The organism is Dyella humi, assembly GCF_044904605.1.
GTDB classification, from domain to species: domain Bacteria; phylum Pseudomonadota; class Gammaproteobacteria; order Xanthomonadales; family Rhodanobacteraceae; genus Dyella_B; species Dyella_B humi.
Genome location: NZ_JADIKI010000023.1, coordinates 423,236 through 443,558, shown reverse-complemented (window position 1 = coordinate 443,558; position 20,323 = coordinate 423,236). Strand labels below are relative to the sequence as shown.

At 62.7% G+C, this 20,323-nt stretch carries 18 protein-coding genes; 11 read left to right on the top strand and 7 right to left on the bottom strand.

Features of this window, described 5'->3' with window-relative positions:
- Positions 1–32: 32 nt before the first annotated feature.
- On the bottom strand, positions 33–455 hold the full coding sequence (locus tag ISP18_RS13255) for a DNA polymerase III subunit chi (protein WP_380012608.1): 423 nt from the start codon (positions 453–455) through the stop codon (positions 33–35).
- Between the two features lie 63 nt (positions 456–518).
- Complete coding sequence (locus tag ISP18_RS13250; RefSeq protein WP_380012605.1) at positions 519–2,012, bottom strand: leucyl aminopeptidase; 1,494 nt, start codon at positions 2,010–2,012, stop codon at positions 519–521.
- Between the two features lie 98 nt (positions 2,013–2,110).
- On the opposite strand from ISP18_RS13250, the gene lptF reads away from it, so the two are divergent.
- From lptF to ltaE, 4 genes are all read left to right on the top strand, one after another.
- Complete coding sequence (lptF, locus tag ISP18_RS13245; RefSeq protein ID WP_380012602.1) at positions 2,111–3,214, top strand: LPS export ABC transporter permease LptF; 1,104 nt, start codon at positions 2,111–2,113, stop codon at positions 3,212–3,214.
- Entirely contained in the window at positions 3,214–4,317 is a 1,104-nt protein-coding gene (gene lptG, locus ISP18_RS13240) for an LPS export ABC transporter permease LptG (protein WP_380012599.1), read from the top strand. The genes lptF and lptG overlap by 1 nt, the downstream gene beginning before the upstream one ends.
- Positions 4,310–4,762: a putative toxin-antitoxin system toxin component, PIN family gene (locus tag ISP18_RS13235; RefSeq protein ID WP_380012596.1), complete on the top strand. Its 453-nt coding sequence runs from the start codon at positions 4,310–4,312 to the stop codon at positions 4,760–4,762. Before lptG ends, ISP18_RS13235 begins: the two co-directional genes overlap by 8 nt.
- Positions 4,763–4,862: 100 nt before the next feature.
- Positions 4,863–5,882, top strand: a complete 1,020-nt coding sequence (gene ltaE, locus ISP18_RS13230) for a low-specificity L-threonine aldolase (RefSeq protein WP_380012593.1) — start codon at positions 4,863–4,865, stop codon at positions 5,880–5,882.
- 36 nt (positions 5,883–5,918) lie between these two features.
- On the opposite strand, the gene ISP18_RS13225 is transcribed toward ltaE, so the two are convergent.
- The gene (locus ISP18_RS13225) at positions 5,919–7,190 is read right to left on the bottom strand and encodes a polyhydroxyalkanoate depolymerase (protein WP_380012590.1); all 1,272 of its coding nucleotides are present in this window, start codon (positions 7,188–7,190) and stop codon (positions 5,919–5,921) included.
- A 148-nt stretch (positions 7,191–7,338) separates the two neighbouring features.
- Positions 7,339–7,839, bottom strand: a complete 501-nt coding sequence (locus tag ISP18_RS13220) for an RDD family protein (protein ID WP_380012587.1) — start codon at positions 7,837–7,839, stop codon at positions 7,339–7,341.
- Between the two features lie 23 nt (positions 7,840–7,862).
- Here ISP18_RS13220 and xerD point away from each other — a divergent pair, with 23 nt between their 5' ends.
- The 7 genes from xerD to ISP18_RS13185 all read left to right on the top strand — a co-directional run bounded on the left by xerD (position 7,863) and on the right by ISP18_RS13185 (position 17,253).
- Positions 7,863–8,813 carry a site-specific tyrosine recombinase XerD gene (gene xerD, locus ISP18_RS13215; protein WP_380012584.1) on the top strand — a complete coding sequence of 317 codons (951 nt, stop codon included), beginning with the start codon at positions 7,863–7,865 and terminating at the stop codon, positions 8,811–8,813.
- A 110-nt stretch (positions 8,814–8,923) separates the two neighbouring features.
- The gene (locus ISP18_RS13210) at positions 8,924–9,706 is read left to right on the top strand and encodes a thioredoxin fold domain-containing protein (RefSeq protein ID WP_380012581.1); all 783 of its coding nucleotides are present in this window, start codon (positions 8,924–8,926) and stop codon (positions 9,704–9,706) included.
- 82 nt (positions 9,707–9,788) lie between these two features.
- Positions 9,789–10,649, top strand: coding sequence for a DNA ligase (locus ISP18_RS13205; RefSeq protein WP_380012578.1), 861 nt, complete (start codon positions 9,789–9,791; stop codon positions 10,647–10,649).
- A 100-nt stretch (positions 10,650–10,749) separates the two neighbouring features.
- The gene (gene purL, locus ISP18_RS13200; protein ID WP_380012576.1) at positions 10,750–14,610 is read left to right on the top strand and encodes a phosphoribosylformylglycinamidine synthase; all 3,861 of its coding nucleotides are present in this window, start codon (positions 10,750–10,752) and stop codon (positions 14,608–14,610) included.
- Positions 14,568–15,362, top strand: coding sequence for a hypothetical protein (locus ISP18_RS13195; protein WP_380012573.1), 795 nt, complete (start codon positions 14,568–14,570; stop codon positions 15,360–15,362). The genes purL and ISP18_RS13195 overlap by 43 nt, the downstream gene beginning before the upstream one ends.
- Before the next feature lie 125 nt (positions 15,363–15,487).
- A complete protein-coding gene (locus ISP18_RS13190) occupies positions 15,488–16,354 on the top strand; it encodes a glycosyltransferase family 2 protein (RefSeq protein ID WP_380012570.1) in 867 nt (288 codons plus the stop codon).
- Entirely contained in the window at positions 16,351–17,253 is a 903-nt protein-coding gene (locus tag ISP18_RS13185; protein ID WP_380012567.1) for a DMT family transporter, read from the top strand. The genes ISP18_RS13190 and ISP18_RS13185 overlap by 4 nt, the downstream gene beginning before the upstream one ends.
- 75 nt (positions 17,254–17,328) lie before the next feature.
- Here ISP18_RS13185 and ISP18_RS13180 read toward each other — a convergent pair whose 3' ends face one another.
- From ISP18_RS13180 to ISP18_RS13170, 3 genes are all read right to left on the bottom strand, one after another.
- Positions 17,329–17,814, bottom strand: a complete 486-nt coding sequence (locus ISP18_RS13180) for a DUF2127 domain-containing protein (protein ID WP_380012564.1) — start codon at positions 17,812–17,814, stop codon at positions 17,329–17,331.
- Positions 17,815–17,946: 132 nt separating this feature from the next.
- Entirely contained in the window at positions 17,947–18,141 is a 195-nt protein-coding gene (locus ISP18_RS13175) for a YbdD/YjiX family protein (protein WP_380012561.1), read from the bottom strand.
- On the bottom strand, positions 18,138–20,225 hold the full coding sequence (locus ISP18_RS13170) for a carbon starvation CstA family protein (protein ID WP_380012558.1): 2,088 nt from the start codon (positions 20,223–20,225) through the stop codon (positions 18,138–18,140). Before ISP18_RS13170 ends, ISP18_RS13175 begins: the two co-directional genes overlap by 4 nt.
- Positions 20,226–20,323 lie beyond the last annotated feature (98 nt).

The following is a 20,323-nucleotide window of genomic DNA, read 5'->3' as shown; positions in this document are numbered from 1 at the left end:
CCCGTATTCGCGGGAATGGTGGTGCGATGCGCTTACATATCGAACTTGTTCACTTCAAACCCGAGCCGCTGATATTCACGCCAACGCACGCGCGAACCTTCGCGTTCCGTGGGATTGGCAGCGACTACTTCCAGCACGCGTTCGCCGTAGCTCTGCGGGCATTGCTCGCGCAGGTTGATGGTCAACGGACGCGCTGGGATGTCGACGCCAGGCGGCACGATCAACACGGCGGTGTTTTCGTCGTCATCGTCGCCCGCCAACTGATGTGGAATGTAGGTGTCTTCGTCGAATGACCACAGCAGTTCGTCCAGTTCCTCCGCCTGCGGGAAATCGCGGGTGAGAATGAGCGTGGACTGCTGCGCGGCAAAGGCCTTGCGCGCCAGTTCGCACACCAGCAGCAGCGGCTGCTCGCTGAAGCGAGGTTTGGCGATGAGGTAGAAGTCGGCGCGAGGCATGGTAGTCGACGCGAGAAGGGAAGGGCGGGAACGGGTATGCGTAATGCCCGTTCCCGATCTTGATCAGCCGGCGCGATCAATGAGCCACTGCGCGAGCAGCGGCACCGGTCGGCCGGTGGCGAGGCCCTTGCGGCCTTCGTCCCACGCGGTGCCGGCGATATCCAGATGCGCCCAACGCTGGCCTTCGGTGAAGCGCGAAAGGAAGCAGCCGGCGGTAATCGCGCCCGCGTTCTTGCCGCCGATGTTGGCCACGTCCGCAAAGCCGGATTCGAGCTGGGCGTGGTAGTCGTCCCACAGCGGCAGACGCCATGCGCGATCGAGCGTGTGCTCGCCGGCATGTAACAGTTCGTCGGCCAGGTCATCGTGCCGGCTCATCAGGCCGCTGGCGTGCTTGCCCAGCGCGATAACGCAGGCGCCAGTCAGCGTGGCGGCATCGATCAACACCTTGGGATGGAAGGTCTGCGCGGTGTAGGTAAGGGCGTCGCACAGGATCAGACGGCCTTCGGCATCAGTGTTGAGCACTTCGATGGTGAGGCCGGACAGGCTGGTGAGCACGTCGCTGGGACGATAGCTGTCGCCGTCGGGCATGTTTTCCACCGCCGGCACTACGCAGACAAGATTGATCTTGAGATTCAACGTCACGGCCGACACGAATGCGCCGAGCACGCCGGCCGCGCCGCCCATGTCGAACTTCATTTCTTCCATGCCCGGACCGGGCTTGAGGCTGATGCCGCCGGTGTCGAAAGTGATGCCCTTGCCGACGAGCGCATAGGGCTTCTCGTCCGCGGCGCCGCCTTTGTATTCGAGCACGATCAGCTTGGGCTTGTTGGCCGAGCCGCGGCCGACGGCCAACAGCGAGCCGAAGCCGAGCCGTTCCATTTCCTCGTGATCGAGCACTTTGCAGCTCACCTGTTTATCCGCATGCGCTTCGGCGAACTTCACCGCCTGGTCGGCGATGTAGGCCGGGTTGCAGATGTTCGGCGGCAGATTGGCGAGATCGCGCGCGAAGCGCACGCCTTCGGCGATCGCGGTGGCCTGGTCGAGCCCGTGCTGCGCCTGTTCGTCGGCGGCGAAGGCAATGCCGCGCAGTTCCGGCTGGCTGCTTTTTTCGCGCGGCTTGAAGGTGGCGGTGTAGCGATAGGCAGCATGGTCGGCGGCGATCGCGGCGGTGCGCACACGCCATGCTGCATCACGCCCGGGCACGTCCGCTTCAGTCAGGAACGAGGCAGCGCTGTCGATTGGCAGACGGGTGAGCGCGCGTGCGGCTTCCACGTTCACCTTCTGGAAGCGCGCGCCGTCGAAGGTCTTTTGCGTACCAAGGCCCACGACCAGCACGCGCTTGGCCTGCACGCCTTCCGGTGCGAACAGCACGGTGGTGCTGCCAGCCTTGCCAGTGATGTCGCCGCTTTCCACCTGGCGCTTGATAGCACCGCCGGCGGCACTGTCCACCCGGGCCGCAGCACTGGTGAGCAGGCCGTTTTCGTAGACGCCGACCACCACGCACGGGGTGTCGACGGTTTCTGGGGCGTTGGAGGCGAGGCTGAATTGCAACGTCATCGTCAAGTTCCTGCGGGGAGACCGGCATGCATCTAACCGGCTAGACTACGGGTTTGCCTCCCAAGGCTGGTGAGGCATGGAACCCGTAATTCTATCGCATGCTGAGCATCCTAGACCGGTATTTCCTGCGTGAGCTGGGCCAGACCATCGGCGCCACCGTGATCGTGCTGCTGGTGATCATGGCCGGCACCACCTTCGCGCACGTGCTCGAGCAGGTGGCGAAGGGCAGCTTCCCCGCCAGCGTGATGTTCCAGGTGCTGGGGCTGAACATGGTCGACACCATGTCCAGCATGCTGCCGTTGGCGGGCTTCCTGGGTGTGTTGCAGAGCTTCGGGCGCATGTACCGCGAAAGCGAGATGCACGTGCTCGCTTCCTCGGGCATGGGCATGGGCGGACTGCTGAAGCCGATGGCGATCGTCGCGATTGTCATGGTCGGCCTGGTGAGTGCAGTGTCGATGTGGCTGGGGCCGATGGCCGCGCGCACCTCCGACAACCTGGTGCAGGCGGCCAACCGCTCCATCATTGCCGCCGGCCTTGATGCCGGCCGCTTTACCGAACTGCCGGGCAAGGGCGGCATCATCCTGGTCGATTCGCTCAGCCGCGATGGGCAGAAGCTCGGCCGCACCTTCATCGCCGCCGAGCGTACCAACAAGGACGGCAGCCTGGTGATGAAGATGGTTACCGGCCAGCACGGCGACCTCTATTCCAACAGCGACAGCAGCAATCGCTATCTGGCGCTGTACGACGGTTGGCAGTACGAGATTCCGCTCGGCGCCGACAACTGGCGGCGCATGCAGTACGAGCGCAATGATAGTGCGCTCTCGTCGATCCAATCTGACGACGAAGAAGATCCCATCCACAACCTCGACATGCTCGAGCTGATGCGCAACCCTACGCCCGATGCGCGCGCCGAATTCGCGTGGCGCACGGTGGTGCCGCTGATGACGTTGGCGCTGTTGATGCTGGCGATGCCTCTGTCGCGGCAAACCCCGCGCGAACCACGTTATGGACGCATGCTGATCGCCGTGCTCGGCTTCTTCCTGTACTACAACCTGTTGGCCCTATGCCGCGGCCAGCTCGCCAAGGGCCATTGGCATCACCCCACGCCGATGTGGTTGCTCAGCCTGGCGCTGTTCGCGATTGCCGCCTGGAGTTTCCGCAACCAATACGCAGCGCGGTCGCCGCGCAAGGCGAGGGCCTGATGGCGAGCTTGCGCATCAAACGCGTGGATTGGCTGATCGGCGTCACCGTGCTCGGTTCGATGCTGATGGTGTGGCTGGTGCTGGTGGGCCTGGATGCGATGATCCAGTTCGTACGCCAGCTCGGCTTCATCGGCCGCAACGGTTATACGTTGAGTAATGCAATCTTCTACATCGTGGTGACGATTCCGCGCCGCATGTACGAGATGTTCGGTTTTTCGGCACTGATCGGCGGCTTGATGGGCCTGGGTGGCCTGGCTGCCACCGGCGAGTTGACCGCCTTGCGCGCGGCGGGCATGTCGCGCCTGCGCATCGCTGTGTCGGCGATGGGCATCGTGGCGGTGTTGGTGGCGGGTGTGGTCGTCATGGGTGAAACCGTCGGCCCCTGGGGTGACCAGCAGGCGCAGGCCCTGCAACTGCGCCTGCGCTCCGGCGGCAATCTCGGGATGACCAGCAGCGGCCTGTGGGCGCGCGACGGCGATCGCATCATCAACGCCAAGAGCAGCGCACTACGCACTGCGGACGAGCACGCCTTCGTGCAGTTGAGCGATGTGCGCGTGTTCACGCTCACGCCGGACGGCCAGCAGTTGAGCCGCTTCGACCAAGCCAATACGGCCGAACAGGTCGGCAAGGAATGGGTGCTCGACCACGTGCGTACCACCACGCTGGACAACAACGGTGTGCACAGCAGCACCTCCGCCAATGAACGCTGGGATTCCAAGCTCGATCCGGAAGTACTGCAGCAATCGCTGGTGCAGCCGCAATACCTGGCCATGCGCGATCTGCAACACATCATCGCGTACAAGCATAAGAACGGCGAGAACACGCGTCCCTACGAAACGCCGTTCTGGGGCCGCGTGATGTATCCGCTCAACGTGCTGGTGCTGGTGTTATGCACCATGCCGTTCGCCTTCGGCGCACTGCGTTCGGGTGGTTTGGGCAAGCGCATCTTCATGGGCATGATCATCGCGATCAGCTGGTATTTTGTGCAGAAGGCCATTGTGAGCTTCGGCACGGTGTACGGCATTCCGCCGCTGGCCGCGAACGTGTTGCCTGCACTGTTGATGGTGTTCATCGCGTTCTTCTACTTCCGCAAGCATGCGTAGCGGCGCGCCGCTGCGCGTCGTACCGGATACCAACGTCTGCCTGGATTTGTTCGTATTCGACGATCCGAACGGTGCATCGCTTCTCGCGGCCGTGCGCGCCGGTGAGATCGAGCTGATTACGCGCGAGGATTGCCGCGCCGAATGGCTGGCCGTGCTGGCCTATCCTCAGCTCAAACTGAGCGAGCAGCGGTGCGCGCAAGCGATCGCCATGTTCGATGCGCATGTGCATTGCGTGGAATTGACCGAGCACGATGACGTCGTGCTGCCGCGGTGCCGCGATCGCGACGATCAGAAATTTCTGGAGCTGGCGTATCAGGCAAGGGCAGGTGCTTTGCTGACGCGTGATGAAGCATTGTTACGGCTCGCGCGGCGCGCGAAGCGGGATGGCTTGTTTGCGATCTTGCCGCCTGCGTTATGGCGAGAGGCGATAAGTCGTTCCATCTAGGTCCGAGATGTCGTACGGCACCCTGCCTCAAGTCCTACTTGCCGGCAGCCACCGCACCCGGCAAAGTCCTTTATCCCTCCATCCATCAATGAGGAACGTCATGGACTGGGTCGACCTACGCAGCGACACCGTCACCAAGCCGACACGCGCGATGCGCGAGGCCATGCTCGATGCCGAAGTCGGCGACGACGTCTACGGTGAGGATCCTACTGTCAACGCGCTGCAGCAGCGTCTTGCCAGTGATTTAGGTTTCGAGGCGGGGCTTTTCGTGCCGTCCGGCACACAGTCGAACCTGGTGGCCTTGATGTCGCATTGCGAACGCGGCGACGAATACATCGTCGGCGCCGATGCGCATACGTACAAGTTCGAAGGTGGTGGCGCGGCGGTGCTGGGTTCGATCCAGCCGCAGCCGCTTCCGCACGATGTGGACGGTACGTTGCCGCTAGACAAAGTGGCGGCGGCCATCAAGCCGATCGATCCGCATTTTGCTCGCACGCGCTTGCTGGCGCTGGAAAACACCTGGCACGGTCGCGTATTGCCGCTGAACTATCTGCGCGCCGCTCACGCCTTTACGCGCGAACGCGGGCTTGCATTGCATCTTGATGGCGCGCGGCTCTACAACGCAGCCGTCGCTTGCGGCGTACCGGCACGTGACATCGCGCAGCATTTCGATAGCGTATCGATCTGTTTGTCGAAGGGGCTGGGCGCGCCGGTGGGCTCTGTGCTGGTCGGTTCCACGGCGCTGATCGACAAGGCGCGGCGCTGGCGCAAGGTGACCGGCGGCAGCTGGCGCCAGGCCGGCATATTGGCGGCGGCATGCTTGTATGCGCTGGATCATCATGTGGCGCGCCTGGCGGATGATCATGCGCGCGCAGCGCGGCTTGCCAATGGCTTGCGTGAGATTTCTGGCGTCAAGCTGCTCGGTCATCACACCAACATGGTGTTCATCGACGTACCGGCCGAGCGATTGAAGGAGCTGGATGCGCATCTGCGTGCGGCTTCCATACGCATCAGCATCGGCTATCTGCCAACGCTGCGGCTTGTGACGCATTTGGATGTCGATGATGCAGGCGTCGAACGCGTGATCGAAGCGTTCAAGTCATTCTTTGCGAGCCACTAACTCCTTCTCCCCCTTTGGGGAGAAGGAGAAAAAACATCAGGCTCGCTTGGTCGAGACGAGCGCCAGATCCGACCGACGAATGAAATCGCGAATCTGCGGATATACCGTTTCACGCCAGCGGCGACCGCTGAAGATGCCGTAATGGCCAGCACCTTGGATCACTCGGTGCGCGCGACGTGAAGCCGGAATGCCGGTACATAGGTCGTGCGCCGCTTCGGTCTGGCCGATGCCGGAAATATCGTCCAGCTCGCCCTCGATGGTGAGCAGGCTGGTGCGCTTGATCGCGGCCGGGTCCACGCGCTCGCCGTGCACGTCCCACAAGCCGCGCGGCAGCAGGAACTGCTGGAACACGGTGCTGATGGTGTCCAGGTAATACTCCGCCGGCATGTCCAGCACGGCGTTGTATTCGTCGTAGAACTTGCGATGCGACTGGGCGTCGTCCAGGTCACCGCGCAAAAGGTTTAGATAAAAATCCCAGTGTGAACTCAAGTGACGGCCCGGGTTCATCGCCACGAATCCGGCGTGCTGCAGGAAGCCCGGGTACACCTCGCGACCATGGCCGGGGTAATTCACCGGCACGGTGTGGATCACGTTGCCCTGGAACCAGCTCAGCGGTTGCTGGGTGGCCAGATTGTTGACGCTGGTGGGGCTGCGGCGTGGGTCGATCGGGCCGCCCATCATCGTCATGCTGCGCGGCGTGGCTTCACCGCGCGCGGCCATCAGCGAAATCGCGGCCAGTACGGGCACGGTGGGCTGGCACACCGAAATCACGTGTAGCGATTCGGCGCCGATGTGGCGGATGAATTGCTCGATGGTCGCGACGTAGTCGTCCAGATGGAACGGACCGGCCGATGCAGGAACCATGCGCGCATCGATCCAGTCGGTGATGTACACCTTGTGGTCGAGCAGCAGCGCGCGCACGGTGTCGCGTAGCAGCGTGGAGTGATGGCCGGACAACGGCGCCACCACCAGCACTACCGGCTCGGACTTCATCTTCTCGATGGTTTCCGGATCGTCGCTGAAGCGCTTGAAGCGACGCAGCTGGCAGAACGGCGTTTCCAGATCGATACGCTCGATGATGGCGATCTGGTTGCCCTGCGGATTGGTGATGCTGTGGATGTCGAACGCCGGCTTTTCGTAATCCTTGCCCAGACGGTGGATTAGCTCATAGCCCGCCGCCATGCGCTGCGCGCCCGGCATCTGAGCCAGGGGGCTGCTTGGATCGGTGAGCATGCGGGCGCTGGCTTCGGCGTAGTGACTCAAGGGGCCGAGGAAGGCGCGTTGCCATTCGTGGAGCTGATAAAGCATGGGAACGGAACCAAGGGCTAAAGTCATATCATAGCCGGTAATGCGTGGCGATGTTGCATTGCGTCACGTCGTATTTTTCCTAAACTATCAGCAAGTTACGAATTCTGACTGAATGCGTTTGTCTCAGCCGAACGGGCGACGGTAAATTTCAGGACATCCGCCGTACGTCCGATCCGGCAGCCAGATCGTGCACGGCGCGTCGACGAGGATCGAACAGGGCGACGCCGAACCAAACGACCCAGCCAATCGCCACGGCCCACAGCGCCACGCGCAGGCCCAGCACAGGCGCCAGCAACAGCAGCAGCAAGGGCAGGGCAGCCACGACCAGGCGGAGCAGTGCCTGTCCCGCGGTCAACCGCGCACCACCGTTGGCTGCCACGCGGATGCGCCATGGCCGCATGCCTAGCGTCTGGCCGCCGCGCAGCCAGGAGGCCAGGAAATAAGCCGCCACCACCAGCCCCTGCAGCGGCTGATACCACCACGCGATATGCACCTGCTTGCCGGCGGTGATCAGCTCGCCGTGTGTAGCCAATTGGCAAAGCAGTCCTACCACCATCACGATGGCCAGCACCGCGACCAAGTCGTAGAGCAGCGCGAGCAGGCGGCGCCAGAGTGGACAGGTTGCATGAATATCGATTGTTTGCGTCATGAAAAGCCTAGCGCTTGCACAACATGCAAGTAACACCCAGCATCGTGCGCATGAAACAGAACACGAGTAAAGAGCCTGCGGTCGTTTCCGAAGTCGACGAACAGGACATCGCCGCCTTCCTCGAGCGCGTGTGGTCGGAGGACGGACTGGCCGAACGCACGCTTCAAGCCTATCGGCAAGATCTGGAAACGCTCGCGCGCTGGTTGGTTGCGCGGGGACGAAGCCTGCGCACGGCGCGGCGCGAAGACCTGTCGGCTTTCCACGGATCGCAACCGGTCGCCGTGCGTTCGATGGCGCGCCGCCAGTCGGCGTTCCGCCGTTTCTACGCGTCGATAGTGCGCAACGAACCGGGCTTCGACGATCCCACGCTGCTGATCGAACGCCCCAAGACCCCACGCAGCTTGCCCAAGGCGCTGGCCGAACGCGAAGTGGAAGGCTTGCTGCATGCGCCCGATGTGTCCACCACGCTGGGCCTGCGCGATCGCGCCATGCTGGAGCTGATGTACGCCGCGGGCTTGCGCGTTTCCGAACTGGTAGAACTGCCATTGGCCGCGTTGAACACCCGCCAGGGCGTGCTGCGTGTTACCGGCAAAGGCGGCAAGGATCGGCTGGTACCGGTGGGCGAAGTGGCGCTGGAATACATTCAGGCTTATCTCGTGCAGGCCCGTCCGGTGCTCGCCAAGGGCAGACAGCCGCCCGCGCTGTTCCTGAGCAATCGTGGCGAGGGTATGACGCGGCAGATGTTCTGGACGCTGGTGAAACGTCACGGCGTTTCCGTGGGTATCAACAGCAAGCGCATTTCGCCGCACGTGCTACGTCATTCGTTCGCAACGCATCTGTTGAATCATGGGGCGGATCTGCGCGCTTTGCAGATGCTGCTGGGCCACAGCGCACTGAGCACCACGCAGATCTACACACTGGTCGCCAAGGAAGGGCTCAAGCGCTTGCATGCGCAGCATCATCCGCGCGGCTAGCAGCATGTGTGTCGCATCGCATATCGGCGCATGCCTACAGAGGGTCGTGCAGGCCGATATGCGATACTCAGCCTATTTCGCTCCTATCGCCCGCACGGCAAAGAGGTTGTATGTCCAAGAAGTTCTGGCTGATGCTCTGCGCGAGCGTGCTGGCGATGCAAGCAGGCGTGGCGCTGGCTCAGGCCACCGTGTCGACGCCGCCGGTCGCGAACACACCTGAAGCCGTGGTGCGGCAGACGCTGCTCAAGCTCGTGCCCAAGGCGAAGATCGACCAGATCACGCCGTCGCCGCTGCCGGGCTTCTATCAGGTGATTGCCTCCGGACATCTGGTCTACATCAGCGGCGACGGCAAGTACGTGATCAATGGCGAGGTGATCGATGCCACCAAGGGCTCCAGCCTCACCGACGATGCCTGGGGGGCTTACCGCAAGACGGAGCTGGCCAAGATACCCGTGTCCGATCGCATCGTGTTCGCGCCCGAACACCCCAAGTACACGGTGACTGTGTTCACGGACGTAACTTGTCCGTATTGCCGTGTGCTGCACGAAGAGATCAAGGCCATCAACAACGAAGGCATCGCCGTGCAGTACCTGGCGTGGCCACGCTCAGGCGTCACCGGGGATGATGGCCAGCTGACCGCCACATACAAGGAAATGGTGTCGATCTGGTGCGCAGCCGATCGCAACGATGCCTTTACCCAGGCCAAGAAGGGCCATGACCCGAAATCCGCCGACTGCAAGAATCCCGTCAAGGATCAGTTTGACCTCGGGCTGCGACTCGGCGTGACCGGCACCCCGGCCGTATACGCCGAAGACGGCACCCTGATCGGCGGCTACCTCACGCCCGCGCAGATGCTGCAGGCGGTACAGGAGCATTCCGCGAAGGGCGGTTGATGCATGGATGACACAGATCGGCTGCGTGCCGATCGTGTTTCCGTGATGGCAACGGAGACAGTTTCTTTTACAAGGATGTTTCATGCGCAAAGCATTGCTGCGAATCCTGCCGTGCTTGATCGTTCTGCTCGGGCTCGTCATGGCCCGACCGGCTTATCCGGCGCCGCTCACGCCATCGCCAGTCATGCTGGCGAACGTGTATCACTCGGGCATCGCGCTCGGCGACTATTGGGTGAGCGAGAAATACGACGGTGTGCGCGGCTATTGGGATGGCGAAAAGCTGCGCGCGCGTAGCGGCGCGATCATCTATGCGCCGGCATGGTTCACCGCGCACTTGCCGAAAACACCTATGGATGGCGAGCTATGGGCCGGGCGCGGCCAATTCGAGCAGGCATCGGCCACCATCCGCCAGCTGACTCCCGACGACGAAGCATGGCGCCACATCCGCTACATGGTGTTCGACCTGCCCGGACACGCGGGCACGTTCGATCAACGCATCCCGGCATTGCAGCAACTGGTTGCGCAAATCGACCAGCCCTGGGTGCAGGCGGTGTCGCAGTTCAAAGTGGCCGATGAGAAGGCCCTGAAGCGAAAGCTCGATGAAGTCGTGCAGAGCGGTGCTGAAGGGCTGGTGCTGCATCGAGGCGCTTCGCTGTATCGCGCGGGCCGCTCCGATGATCTGCTGAAATTCAAGCCGTTCGACGACGCCGAAGCCCGGGTGGTCGACTATGTGCCCGGTAAGGGCAAGTACGCCGGCATGATGGGCTCGCTGCTGGTGGAAGCGCCGGATGGCACGCGCTTTCGCATCGGCACGGGTTTTACCGACGAGCAGCGCCGTAAGCCGCCGCCGATGGGCAGCCTGGTGACTTATCGGTATCAGGGCATCACGTCTGGCGGCAAGCCGCGGTTTGCGCGGTTCATGCGGGTGCGGGATGAGCCGTGAATCAGTGATACGGCAAAGCCCGCTTCCGAAGGAGAGGGGCGGCGCACGCGCTGCTCAGGTACAATAAGCCGCTCCACTGCTTAGCGCCTTTTCCCCCGCAATGATCGCACTCGACGGGCAGAGCGCCCTCTCGGCTTTTCGTCTGGAACGTCTTAACGCCCGCCTGGATGCCCTGCATCGTGGTGCCCGGGTGCAGGCGTGCTGGTTTGTCTACTTCATCGACGCTGCTGCCGAACCAGAGGGCGAGCAGCGCAAGCGCCTGTTGGAAGCGCTGGAAGCCAAGGACAGCAAACCGGACACGGCATCGCTGTGGGTGGTGCCACGCCTGGGCACGATTTCGCCCTGGTCGAGCAAAGCCACGGACATCCTGCATGACTGCGGTTTCGACGTGCGCCGCGTCGAGCGTGGCACGGCCTACCAGGTAAGCGGCCTGCCAGCGATCGACAACGCCAGCTATCGCGACCTGCTCGCGGTGCTGCACGATGCGATGACGCAGTCGGTGCTTACTCACATCGAGCAGGCTCAGGGTTTATTCCTCGCCGGCCAGCCTGGCGATCTGGTGTACATCAAGCTCGGTTCCGATCCGCGCGCCGCGCTGGCCAAGGCGAATACCGAGTTGGGCCTCGCGCTAGCGGATGACGAGATTGATTACCTCGCCGAGCGCTACGCCGAACTGGGCCGCGATCCCACTGACGCCGAACTCTTCATGTTCGCGCAGGCGAACTCCGAGCATTGTCGCCACAAAGTGTTCAACGCCAGTTGGACACTGGATGGCGAAGCGCAGGAGAAAAGCCTGTTCGCGATGATCAAGAACACGCACCAGCACTCGCCTGCGTACACGCTTTCCGCCTACAAGGACAACGCGGCGGTGATCGAAGGTCACGTTGGTCAACGCTTCGTCTGCGGCGACGACGGTATCTGGCGCAAAAACGAAGAACGCATCGAATACGCGATCAAGGTGGAAACGCACAATCATCCCACCGCGATTGCACCGTGGCCCGGCGCGGCCACCGGCGCGGGTGGCGAAATCCGCGACGAAGGCGCCACCGGCCGCGGTGCCAAGCCCAAGGCAGGTCTTACCGGTTTCTCCGTGTCCGATCTGCGCATTCCCGGCCACCCGCAACCGTGGGAAGTGGAACGCCCGCTGCCGCCGCGCATGGCCAGCGCGTTCGAGATCATGCGCGACGGCCCGCTTGGCGCTGCCGCGTTCAACAACGAATTCGGACGTCCATGCCTGGGTGGCTATTTCCGCACCTACGAGCACGAAACTGGCGAAGCCGGCGTGCGTCGCGGTTACGACAAGCCGATCATGATCGCTGGCGGTATCGCCAACATCCGCAACGATCACGTGCAGAAGCGCGAGCTTCAGCCGGGCCACGCGGTCATCGTGCTCGGCGGCCCAGCCATGCTGATTGGCCTGGGCGGCGGTGCGGCCTCGTCGATGGCATCCGGCGCATCCAGCGCGGAACTCGACTTTGCCTCCGTGCAGCGCGACAACGCGGAGATGGAACGGCGCTGCCAGCAGGTGATCGATGCCTGCTGGTCGCTCGGCGAACACAATCCCATCGTCAGCGTTCACGACGTGGGTGCGGGCGGCTTGTCCAACGCCATTCCCGAATTGCTCAACGATGCGGGCGTGGGTGGCGAGATCGATCTGTCGAAAGTACCGTGCGACGATCCTTCGCTGTCGCCGATGCAGGTGTGGAGCAACGAATCGCAGGAACGCTACGTGCTCGGCATTGCGCAGGAAGATCTGCCGCAATTCGAAGCGTACTGTGCGCGCGAACGCTGCCCGTATGCAGTGGTCGGCACCGCCACGCAAGAACGCGTGCTGCGCGTCACCGATCCACGCCGCAATCTCGCCGTGATCGATTTGCCGATGGACGTGCTGTTCGGCAAGCCGCCACGCATGCATCGCGATACCAAGCACATCAAGCCGCGCATCGACCTGATTCCGGACTTGAGCGGCATCGGCATGGACGAAGCGCTGATGCGTGTGTTGCGTCTGCCGACCGTGGGCAGCAAGAGCTTCCTCATCACCATCGGCGATCGCACGGTCGGCGGCCTGTGCGCGCGCGATCCGATGGTCGGTCCGTGGCAGGTGCCGGTGGCCGATTGCGCGGTGACGCTGGTGGATTTCGAAGGCTACCAGGGCGAAGCAATGGCGATGGCTGAGCGTGCGCCGGTAGCGCTGCTCAACAGCGCGGACGCGGCGCGCCTGGCGGTCGGCGAGGCCATTACCAATCTGGCCGCGGCGCCGATCGAGTCGCTGGGTGAATTGCGCCTTTCCGCCAACTGGATGGCGGCCGTGAATCATCCTGGTGAAGACGCGGCCCTGTTCGACGCGGTAAAAGCGGTCGGCATGGAGCTGTGCCCGGAATTGGAGATCTCCATCCCGGTCGGCAAGGATTCGCTCTCCATGCAGACCGTATGGCAGGACGGCGATACGCCGCAACGCACGGTAGCGCCGGTGTCGCTGGTGATCACCGGTTTCGCGCGCGTCAGCGACGTCCGCCGCACGCTCACGCCGCAATTGCGACTCGATCGCGGGGATTCCGATCTGTGGCTGATCGATCTCGGTGCGGGCCGCGCGCGTCTGGGCGGTTCGGCGCTGACGCAAGTGTTCAACCGCGGCGGCAGCGTGCCGCCCAATCTGGATGACGCCAAGCGCCTGAAAGCACTATTCGATCTGGTGCAGGAAGCAAACCGCGCGGGCATGGTGCTGGCTTATCACGATCGTTCCGACGGCGGTGTGATCGTCACTTTGCTGGAAATGGCCTTCGCCGGTCATTGCGGGCTGGAGATTACGCTCGACGGCTGGGCCGAAGCCACGCTGCGCGCGCTGTTCAATGAAGAACTCGGCGCAGTGCTGCAAGTGGCCACGGCCAATCGCGAAGCATTCGAATCGTTGCTGATCAAGTACGAGCTCGCCGGCTTGAGCGCGCGCATCGGACGTCCCAAGGAAAAGCTCGGCATCAAGTTGTTCCACAATGGCGACACGCTGTTCAAGTGGAACTGGACGCAGCTGTTCAAGGCCTGGAACGAAACCAGTCATGCCATGCAGCGCCTGCGCGACAATCCGGTCGGTGCGGATGCGGAGCTGGAATGGCGCATCGACGATGCCGATGCAGGCATCACCCCCAAGCTCACCTTCGATACGGTTGAAGATATTGCCGCGCCATACATCGGGCAGTCGGTACGCCCGCGTGTCGCGATCCTGCGCGAGCAGGGCGTAAACGGCCAGGTGGAAATGGCGGCGGCATTCACGCGTGCAGGCTTCGAAGCGGTGGACGTGCACATGTCCGATCTCGTAAGCGGCCGCATCAAGCTCGGTGATTTCCGCGGCTTCGCAGCGTGCGGTGGGTTCTCCTTCGGCGACGTGCTCGGTGCGGGCCGCGGCTGGGCTGCGTCGATTCTGTATAACGATGCGCTACGCGCCCAATTCACTGCTTTCTTTGCCGACACCACCAAGTTCGCGCTGGGCGTGTGCAATGGCTGCCAGATGATGAGCCAGCTGAAGGACATCATCCCCGGCGCGCAGCATTGGCCGAAATTCCTGCGCAACACCTCCGAGCAATACGAAGCGCGTCTAGTGACACTGGAAGTGCTGGATTCGCCCAGCATCTTCTTCAAGGGCATGACCGGTTCGCGTATTCCCGTGGCGCTCGCGCACGGCGAAGGGCGCGTTAGCTTCCCGCAGTCGTGCAGCCCGTCCAAGTCGGGTTCGGCCTTGCGCTATGTGGACAATCGCGGCAAGCCCACCGAGCACTATCCGCTCAATCCCAACGGCTCACCCGGAGGTCTCGCCGGTTTCACCGCGGCGGATGGGCGCGTAACGATCCTGATGCCGCATCCGGAGCGCGTGTTCCGCACCGTGCAGATGAGCTGGCATCCGGATTCCTGGGGCGAGGATTCGCCGTGGATGCGTATGTTCCGCAACGCAAGGGTGTGGTGCGGCTGAGAGCAGCCGCGCTATCCGGTCGGTGGCCGGCCTGGCTGCTGGTCATCGCATGGATGCTGTTGCTTGCGTGCCTGCCGTGGTGGGTAGGCTTGCCTTTGTTGCTGGCGCTCGCAGCCATCCAGGTTGCGCAATTGCCTCGCTTACAGCGCTACAGCGGCATGTTTCGGCGCGCCTTGCGCTGGGGCTTGGCTGGCCTGCTGGTTGCTAGCTACCTCGCGTTCGACATCGCGTTTGACCATCGCGCGCTCGGCCTTACCTTGGCGATGCTGGCCGCGCTGGCAGGCTTCTCGCTGTTGGTACTGCTGGAGTCTTGGCAAGATCGCAAGCCGCAGCGAAATGCCGCTGTGGCAGCCGCGTCGCCGGAGTGGAGCGAACTGGCGCTTGCGCCGATCGGCCCTGCAGATATGCTGATCGAATTGCAGGTGCCGCATTGGATCGTGCTGGACGGATCGGCAAATGCGCCGGATGGCATGTCCATGCTGCATGCAAACAGCTGCGCGATGGATGGTGGAATACGCGTCGACCATATCGAGCCGCAGGTCGCCATGGCGCCAGGGCGGCATTGGCTGGTCTGGCCGATGACGGCATGGCGCGGCGTGGTGCTGTACGATCGCCTCCACGGCAAGCTGTACCGGTTGCGCGGCTGGCAGCTTTACGGTTGGCATGGCGACGAGGCCTGGCTGAGTCGCGGCGAAGACCAGCCGCCGTTGGCGATGTCGCACGTGCTGGGGCAGGATCAGCCTGAAGACTAGCGCGTCTTTGAGTTCAAGCAACGCTTGATCTTGCTTTGTGTCGTCATTCCGGTGCGCTCTGAATCACCCGTTACGAGTGAACTGAATTTTCGTACGATCGGAAATCATCGAACCTCCGCCCATTCATGCCAGCTTTCCATACCAACTCACTGCAACTCAGCGTCATCATCGTTTCTGCCGACAGCGGCCCGAGCTTGCGCGACTGCGTGAGGAGCGTGCTGGCCTGCACGATACCGCTCGAACTGCTGCTGATCGACAACGCTTCCGCCGACGGCGTGCCGCAGGCGATCGCGCGCGCGCGCGAAAGCGATCCACGTTTCAAAGTGATCTATAACCACGCCAATCTCGGCTTCGGTCCGGCAGTGAACCGTGCGGCAGCGCAAGCGCGAGGCGAGGCTTTGCTGATCCTCAATCCGGATTGCCTGATCGATGAAACCGCCTTGCAGCGGCTGCTGGACGTACTGGCAACGGAAAACAAGGCGGGTCTGATCGGCGCGGTGGTATGCGACGCGCAGGGCGTGCCTGACCCTGCCTCGTTTCGTCGTGACCCGATACTGGGGCGCGCGCTCGCCACACTGTTCAAGCGCAGCGGCGGTATGAATGCGAGCACCATTCCCGATCACGTGGTCGAAGCAGAGGCTGTTTCCGGCGCGGTGATGCTGATGCCGTTACGCGTGTTCGAACTGCTGCACGGGTTTGACGAAAAATATTTTCTGCACTGCGAAGATCTCGACCTGTGTCGTCGCGTGCGCGATACGGGCTGGCGCGTGCTGCTTGCTGGCGATGTGCGGGTGCTGCATGGAAAAGGCGGATCGAGCCGGCACCGGCCCGTCTTTGTGAGTTATCACAAGCACCGCGGCATGTGGCGCTGGTTTCGCAAATTCGATCCGGCTGCGCAGAAGCCCTACATCGCAGCCGTGGTGTGGCTGGGCATCTGGGCGCGTTTCCTACTGAAAATCCCTGGGCAGCTGCTGCGAGCGGCCACTCGATGAGCGCTGCGTCGCGCATCAGCCTGCTGGCGACCTTCGGTCTGCTGGCCATGACCGCCGTGTGGGGCTCCACCTTCGTGCTGATCAAGGGCGTGGTCGATCGCATGCCCGTGGCGGATTTTTTGGCTGTGCGTTTCGTTGTGGCCGCCGTCGTCATGTTCGCGCTGTTCCATCGGCAAGTTGCGCGCCTGGCACGGCGGCAGTTGTGGCGTGGTGTGGTGCTGGGCGTGATGTACGGCCTGGGACAATTGCTGCAGACCTGGGGACTTTCGCTGATTTCGCCCAGCGTCAGCGGTTTCGTCACCGGCATGTACGTGGTGTTTACGCCGATCCTCGCCACGCTACTGCTGCGCCAGCGCATGCCAGTCGTAGTGTGGTTGGCGGTCGGCATGGCCACGCTTGGGTTAGCTTTGCTGTCACTCAACGGGTTGTCCGTGGATACAGGTGTATGGCTTACCTTGGCTTCAGCGCTGTTGTATGGCTTGCACATCGTGGCGCTGGGCCATTGGTCGCGCGCGGATGAAGCGTTCGGCCTGTCCGCCGTGCAGATGGCCGTGATTGCGCTGGTGTGTCTGCTGGCAACTGCGGGGCACGGTGGTCCGGTACTACCGCCCGATCGCAGCGCCTGGATCGCCGTGCTCTACATGGCGCTGGTGGCCGGCGCGGGCGCGATGTTGATGCAGACCTGGGCGCAGGCGCATCTTCCGGCCACGCGCGCGGCGATTGTGATGACCACCGAGCCGGTATTCGCAGCGGGTTTCGCCGTGGTATTCGGTAGCGACGTGCTGACCTGGCGCATGCTGTGCGGTGGCGGATTAGTGCTAGCTGCGATGTATCTGGTGGAACTGATGCCACGGCGCAAGACGGAGCCGCCGGCGGAAGCGATTCATCACGAGGTGTAAGGCCAGCATGTTTGTAGGCTGGGATGCCAATCCCAGCTTTCATTTGGATGGCAATGCTGGGATTGACGCCCCAGCTTACGTTGTTCGCTTATGCGGCTGCATCGCAATACGGATCAGATACACCACGATCACCACATTTCCGATCAACGCGCCGACTTTCAGCCAGTTGAACTTGTGGAATACCTCGTACACCTCTACCGGAATCAGCGAACCGGTGGCGATCACGGTGAACCACTCCGCCCAGTGCTTGCGCAGCCATAGTCCGGTGCCTTCAGTAGCGAAGATCGCCGCATAGGCCAGCGCCACGATGCCAACGGCGATGAACTTGCTGGGCCCCCATTCCTGCAGCAGGCCCACCAGGCGCCAGCGCATACCGCTGCTGTCCTGCAGTGACAGATGCTCCAGCGTATGCACCAAGCGATCGAAGTTCTCCGCCTTGTGCAGGCCGAACGCGACGAAGGCCACGAAGATCAGGCACACCGTCTTGATCGCCTTGTAAATGGCGATCACGCGTAGGCCGAAGCTGTGTCGAGCCTCGATCTCGGAAACGGGTTTGGTCATGTGGGAATGGCCAGGAGCATGGCGTGGGCGAAAGGGGAAGTGTAACCGCAGGTGGATACGACAAGGCCATGTCTTTATATGGACATGGCCTTGTTTTTCCAGCGTGACGAAAGTCAGGGGACGGTGGCGCCCTTAGCAACAGCGCCCGCCCGTGCCCTTGTAGCGCGCGGTCTGCCGGTCGCGGAAGAACTCCGCATAGGTGGGTATCCGGCGCTCCGGATGATGGGCGCGCAGGTGGGCCACGTAGACGTCGTAGTCCGGTACACCACAGCTCAGGCGGGCGGTCTGTACCAGGCGTTGCCATAGTTTTTGGAGTGTCATGGTCATGTACTCCGGCTGGCCAAGCTGGCCAGGGCGACGCGCGGCGCCTCCTGCGCGGTGGGCGCGTTGTTGCGCAAGGCCTTCACAATGGCATAGAGGCTGAAACCGAGCATCGACAGCACCAGCAATACGAACACCGCCGTGAGCGTGGCATCCACGCTGTTGTTGGTGATGATGCGTTGCATTTCCGCCAGGTTCTTGGCCGGCGCGAGTAATGTGCCGGCGTCCATGGCGTCGGTGTATTTCTGCGCGGCAGCGGTGAAGCTAATCGAGCCGACGAGCTTTTCGAAGCCGGCGGTGAGCGTGCAGGTGACCAGCCACACTGCCGGAATGCCCGGTACCCACGCATAGCGTTCGCGCTTGAGCTTCACCGTGACCACGGTGGCGAGCATCAGCGCGATCGCCGCCAGCATCTGGTTGGCGATGCCGAACAGTGGCCACAGTGTATTGATGCCACCCAGCGGATCGACGGCACCCTGATAGAGGAAATAGCCCCACAAACCCACGCAGATCGAAGTGGCCAACACGTTGCCGATCCACGATTCGGTACTCTTCAGCGGCGCGTAAACCAGGCCGGCGATCTCCTGGATCATGAAACGGCCCACGCGCGTGCCGGCATCCACGGTGGTGAGAATAAACAGCGCCTCGAACAAGATCGCGTAGTGATACCAGAACGCGACCATGCCTTCGCCAGGCAGGATGTTGTGCAGCAGTTGCGCCATGCCTACCGCCAGCGTGGGCGCGCCACCGGCGCGGCTCAAGATACTGGTTTCGCCGATGTCTTTCGCAGTGCGCGTTAGCTCGTCCGGCGTGACAACAAAACCCCACTGGCTGATCACACCAGCCGCGTGTTCCACCGTGGTGCCGATCAGGGCTGACGGTGAGTTCATCGCGAAGTACACACCCGGATGCAGCGAAGACGCTGCGATCAAAGCCATGATCGCCACGAACGCTTCCATCAGCATGCCGCCGTAGCCGACCATGCGCGCTTCGCCTTCATTGGAAAGCAGCTTAGGCGTAGTCCCGGAGGCGATGATCGAATGCCAGCCCGATACCGAACCGCAGGCGATGGTGATGAACAGGAAGGGGAACAGCTTTCCCTGGAACACCGGTCCGGTGCCGTCGATGAAATGCGATACCGCTGGCATCTGCAATTGCGGCGCGGCGAAGATGATCGCGATCGCCAGCAGCAAGATGGTGCCGATCTTGAGGAAGGTAGACAGGTAATCACGCGGCGCCAGCAGCAGCCACACCGGCAGCACCGAGGCGACGAAACCGTAGATGATCAGCAGCCAGGCCAGCGACTTGGCATCGAAGTCGAACAAGTGCGCAAGTTCCGGTGTTGTCGCCACGTGCGCACCGTAGGCGATGGACGAAAGCAACAACACTAGGCCGATCAGCGACACCTCCAGAATGCGTCCCGGCCGCAGCCAGCGCAGATAGACACCCATCAGCAGCGCGATGGGAATCGTGCAGGCCACCGAGAAGGTGCCCCATGGGCTGTGCGTGAGCGCTTTCACCACGACCAGCGCCAACACCGCCAGCACGATCATCATCAATGCGAGCAAGCCGAACATCGCCACCACGCCGGCCAGCGCGCCCAATTCCTCGCGCAGCATATGGCCGAGCGAGCGCGCATCGCGGCGCACCGACAAGCCCAACACCATGAAATCTTGCACCGCACCACCGAGCACCACGCCGAACAGAATCCACAAAGTGCCCGGCAGATAACCCATCTGCGCCGCCAGTACGGGGCCTACCAGCGGGCCGGCGCCGGCAATAGCTGCGAAGTGATGGCCGAACACCACCCACTTGTCGGTGGGCACGTAATCCAGGCCGTCATTACGCAGCACCGAAGGCGGCGCGCGGCTGGGATCCATCTGCAGCACGCGGTGCTCGATGAACTTGCCGTAGAAGCGATAACCGATCAGAAAGATCGCCACGGCCGCGGCCACCAGCCAGATGGCGTTGACCGGTTCGCCGCGTCGCAAGGCGATCACCGCCAGGCAGGCGGCGCCGATCGCGGCGACAATGGCCCAGAGAATCCTGCCTGCTATGCCGGTTGGCCTCAGTGCAGTGGTGGTAGCCATAAAAACTCCGCATGGGTCAAAGCCTGCCTAAGATTCTTCCTGTCTGCGGCAGGGGTCAATACCGGATCGAACGCGTTTGATGACGGAACCGTAAGCTG

Coding starts and splice junctions, on each gene's coding strand:
- ISP18_RS13255 (WP_380012608.1), bottom strand. CDS start 455: ATGCCTCGCGCCGACTTCTACCTCATCGCCAAACCTCGCTTCAGCGAG.
- ISP18_RS13250 (WP_380012605.1), bottom strand. CDS start 2,012: ATGACGTTGCAATTCAGCCTCGCCTCCAACGCCCCAGAAACCGTCGAC.
- lptF (WP_380012602.1), top strand. CDS start 2,111: ATGCTGAGCATCCTAGACCGGTATTTCCTGCGTGAGCTGGGCCAGACC.
- lptG (WP_380012599.1), top strand. CDS start 3,214: ATGGCGAGCTTGCGCATCAAACGCGTGGATTGGCTGATCGGCGTCACC.
- ISP18_RS13235 (WP_380012596.1), top strand. CDS start 4,310: ATGCGTAGCGGCGCGCCGCTGCGCGTCGTACCGGATACCAACGTCTGC.
- ltaE (WP_380012593.1), top strand. CDS start 4,863: ATGGACTGGGTCGACCTACGCAGCGACACCGTCACCAAGCCGACACGC.
- ISP18_RS13225 (WP_380012590.1), bottom strand. CDS start 7,190: ATGCTTTATCAGCTCCACGAATGGCAACGCGCCTTCCTCGGCCCCTTG.
- ISP18_RS13220 (WP_380012587.1), bottom strand. CDS start 7,839: ATGACGCAAACAATCGATATTCATGCAACCTGTCCACTCTGGCGCCGC.
- xerD (WP_380012584.1), top strand. CDS start 7,863: ATGCAAGTAACACCCAGCATCGTGCGCATGAAACAGAACACGAGTAAA.
- ISP18_RS13210 (WP_380012581.1), top strand. CDS start 8,924: ATGTCCAAGAAGTTCTGGCTGATGCTCTGCGCGAGCGTGCTGGCGATG.
- ISP18_RS13205 (WP_380012578.1), top strand. CDS start 9,789: ATGCGCAAAGCATTGCTGCGAATCCTGCCGTGCTTGATCGTTCTGCTC.
- purL (WP_380012576.1), top strand. CDS start 10,750: ATGATCGCACTCGACGGGCAGAGCGCCCTCTCGGCTTTTCGTCTGGAA.
- ISP18_RS13190 (WP_380012570.1), top strand. CDS start 15,488: ATGCCAGCTTTCCATACCAACTCACTGCAACTCAGCGTCATCATCGTT.
- ISP18_RS13185 (WP_380012567.1), top strand. CDS start 16,351: ATGAGCGCTGCGTCGCGCATCAGCCTGCTGGCGACCTTCGGTCTGCTG.
- ISP18_RS13180 (WP_380012564.1), bottom strand. CDS start 17,814: ATGACCAAACCCGTTTCCGAGATCGAGGCTCGACACAGCTTCGGCCTA.
- ISP18_RS13175 (WP_380012561.1), bottom strand. CDS start 18,141: ATGACCATGACACTCCAAAAACTATGGCAACGCCTGGTACAGACCGCC.
- ISP18_RS13170 (WP_380012558.1), bottom strand. CDS start 20,225: ATGGCTACCACCACTGCACTGAGGCCAACCGGCATAGCAGGCAGGATT.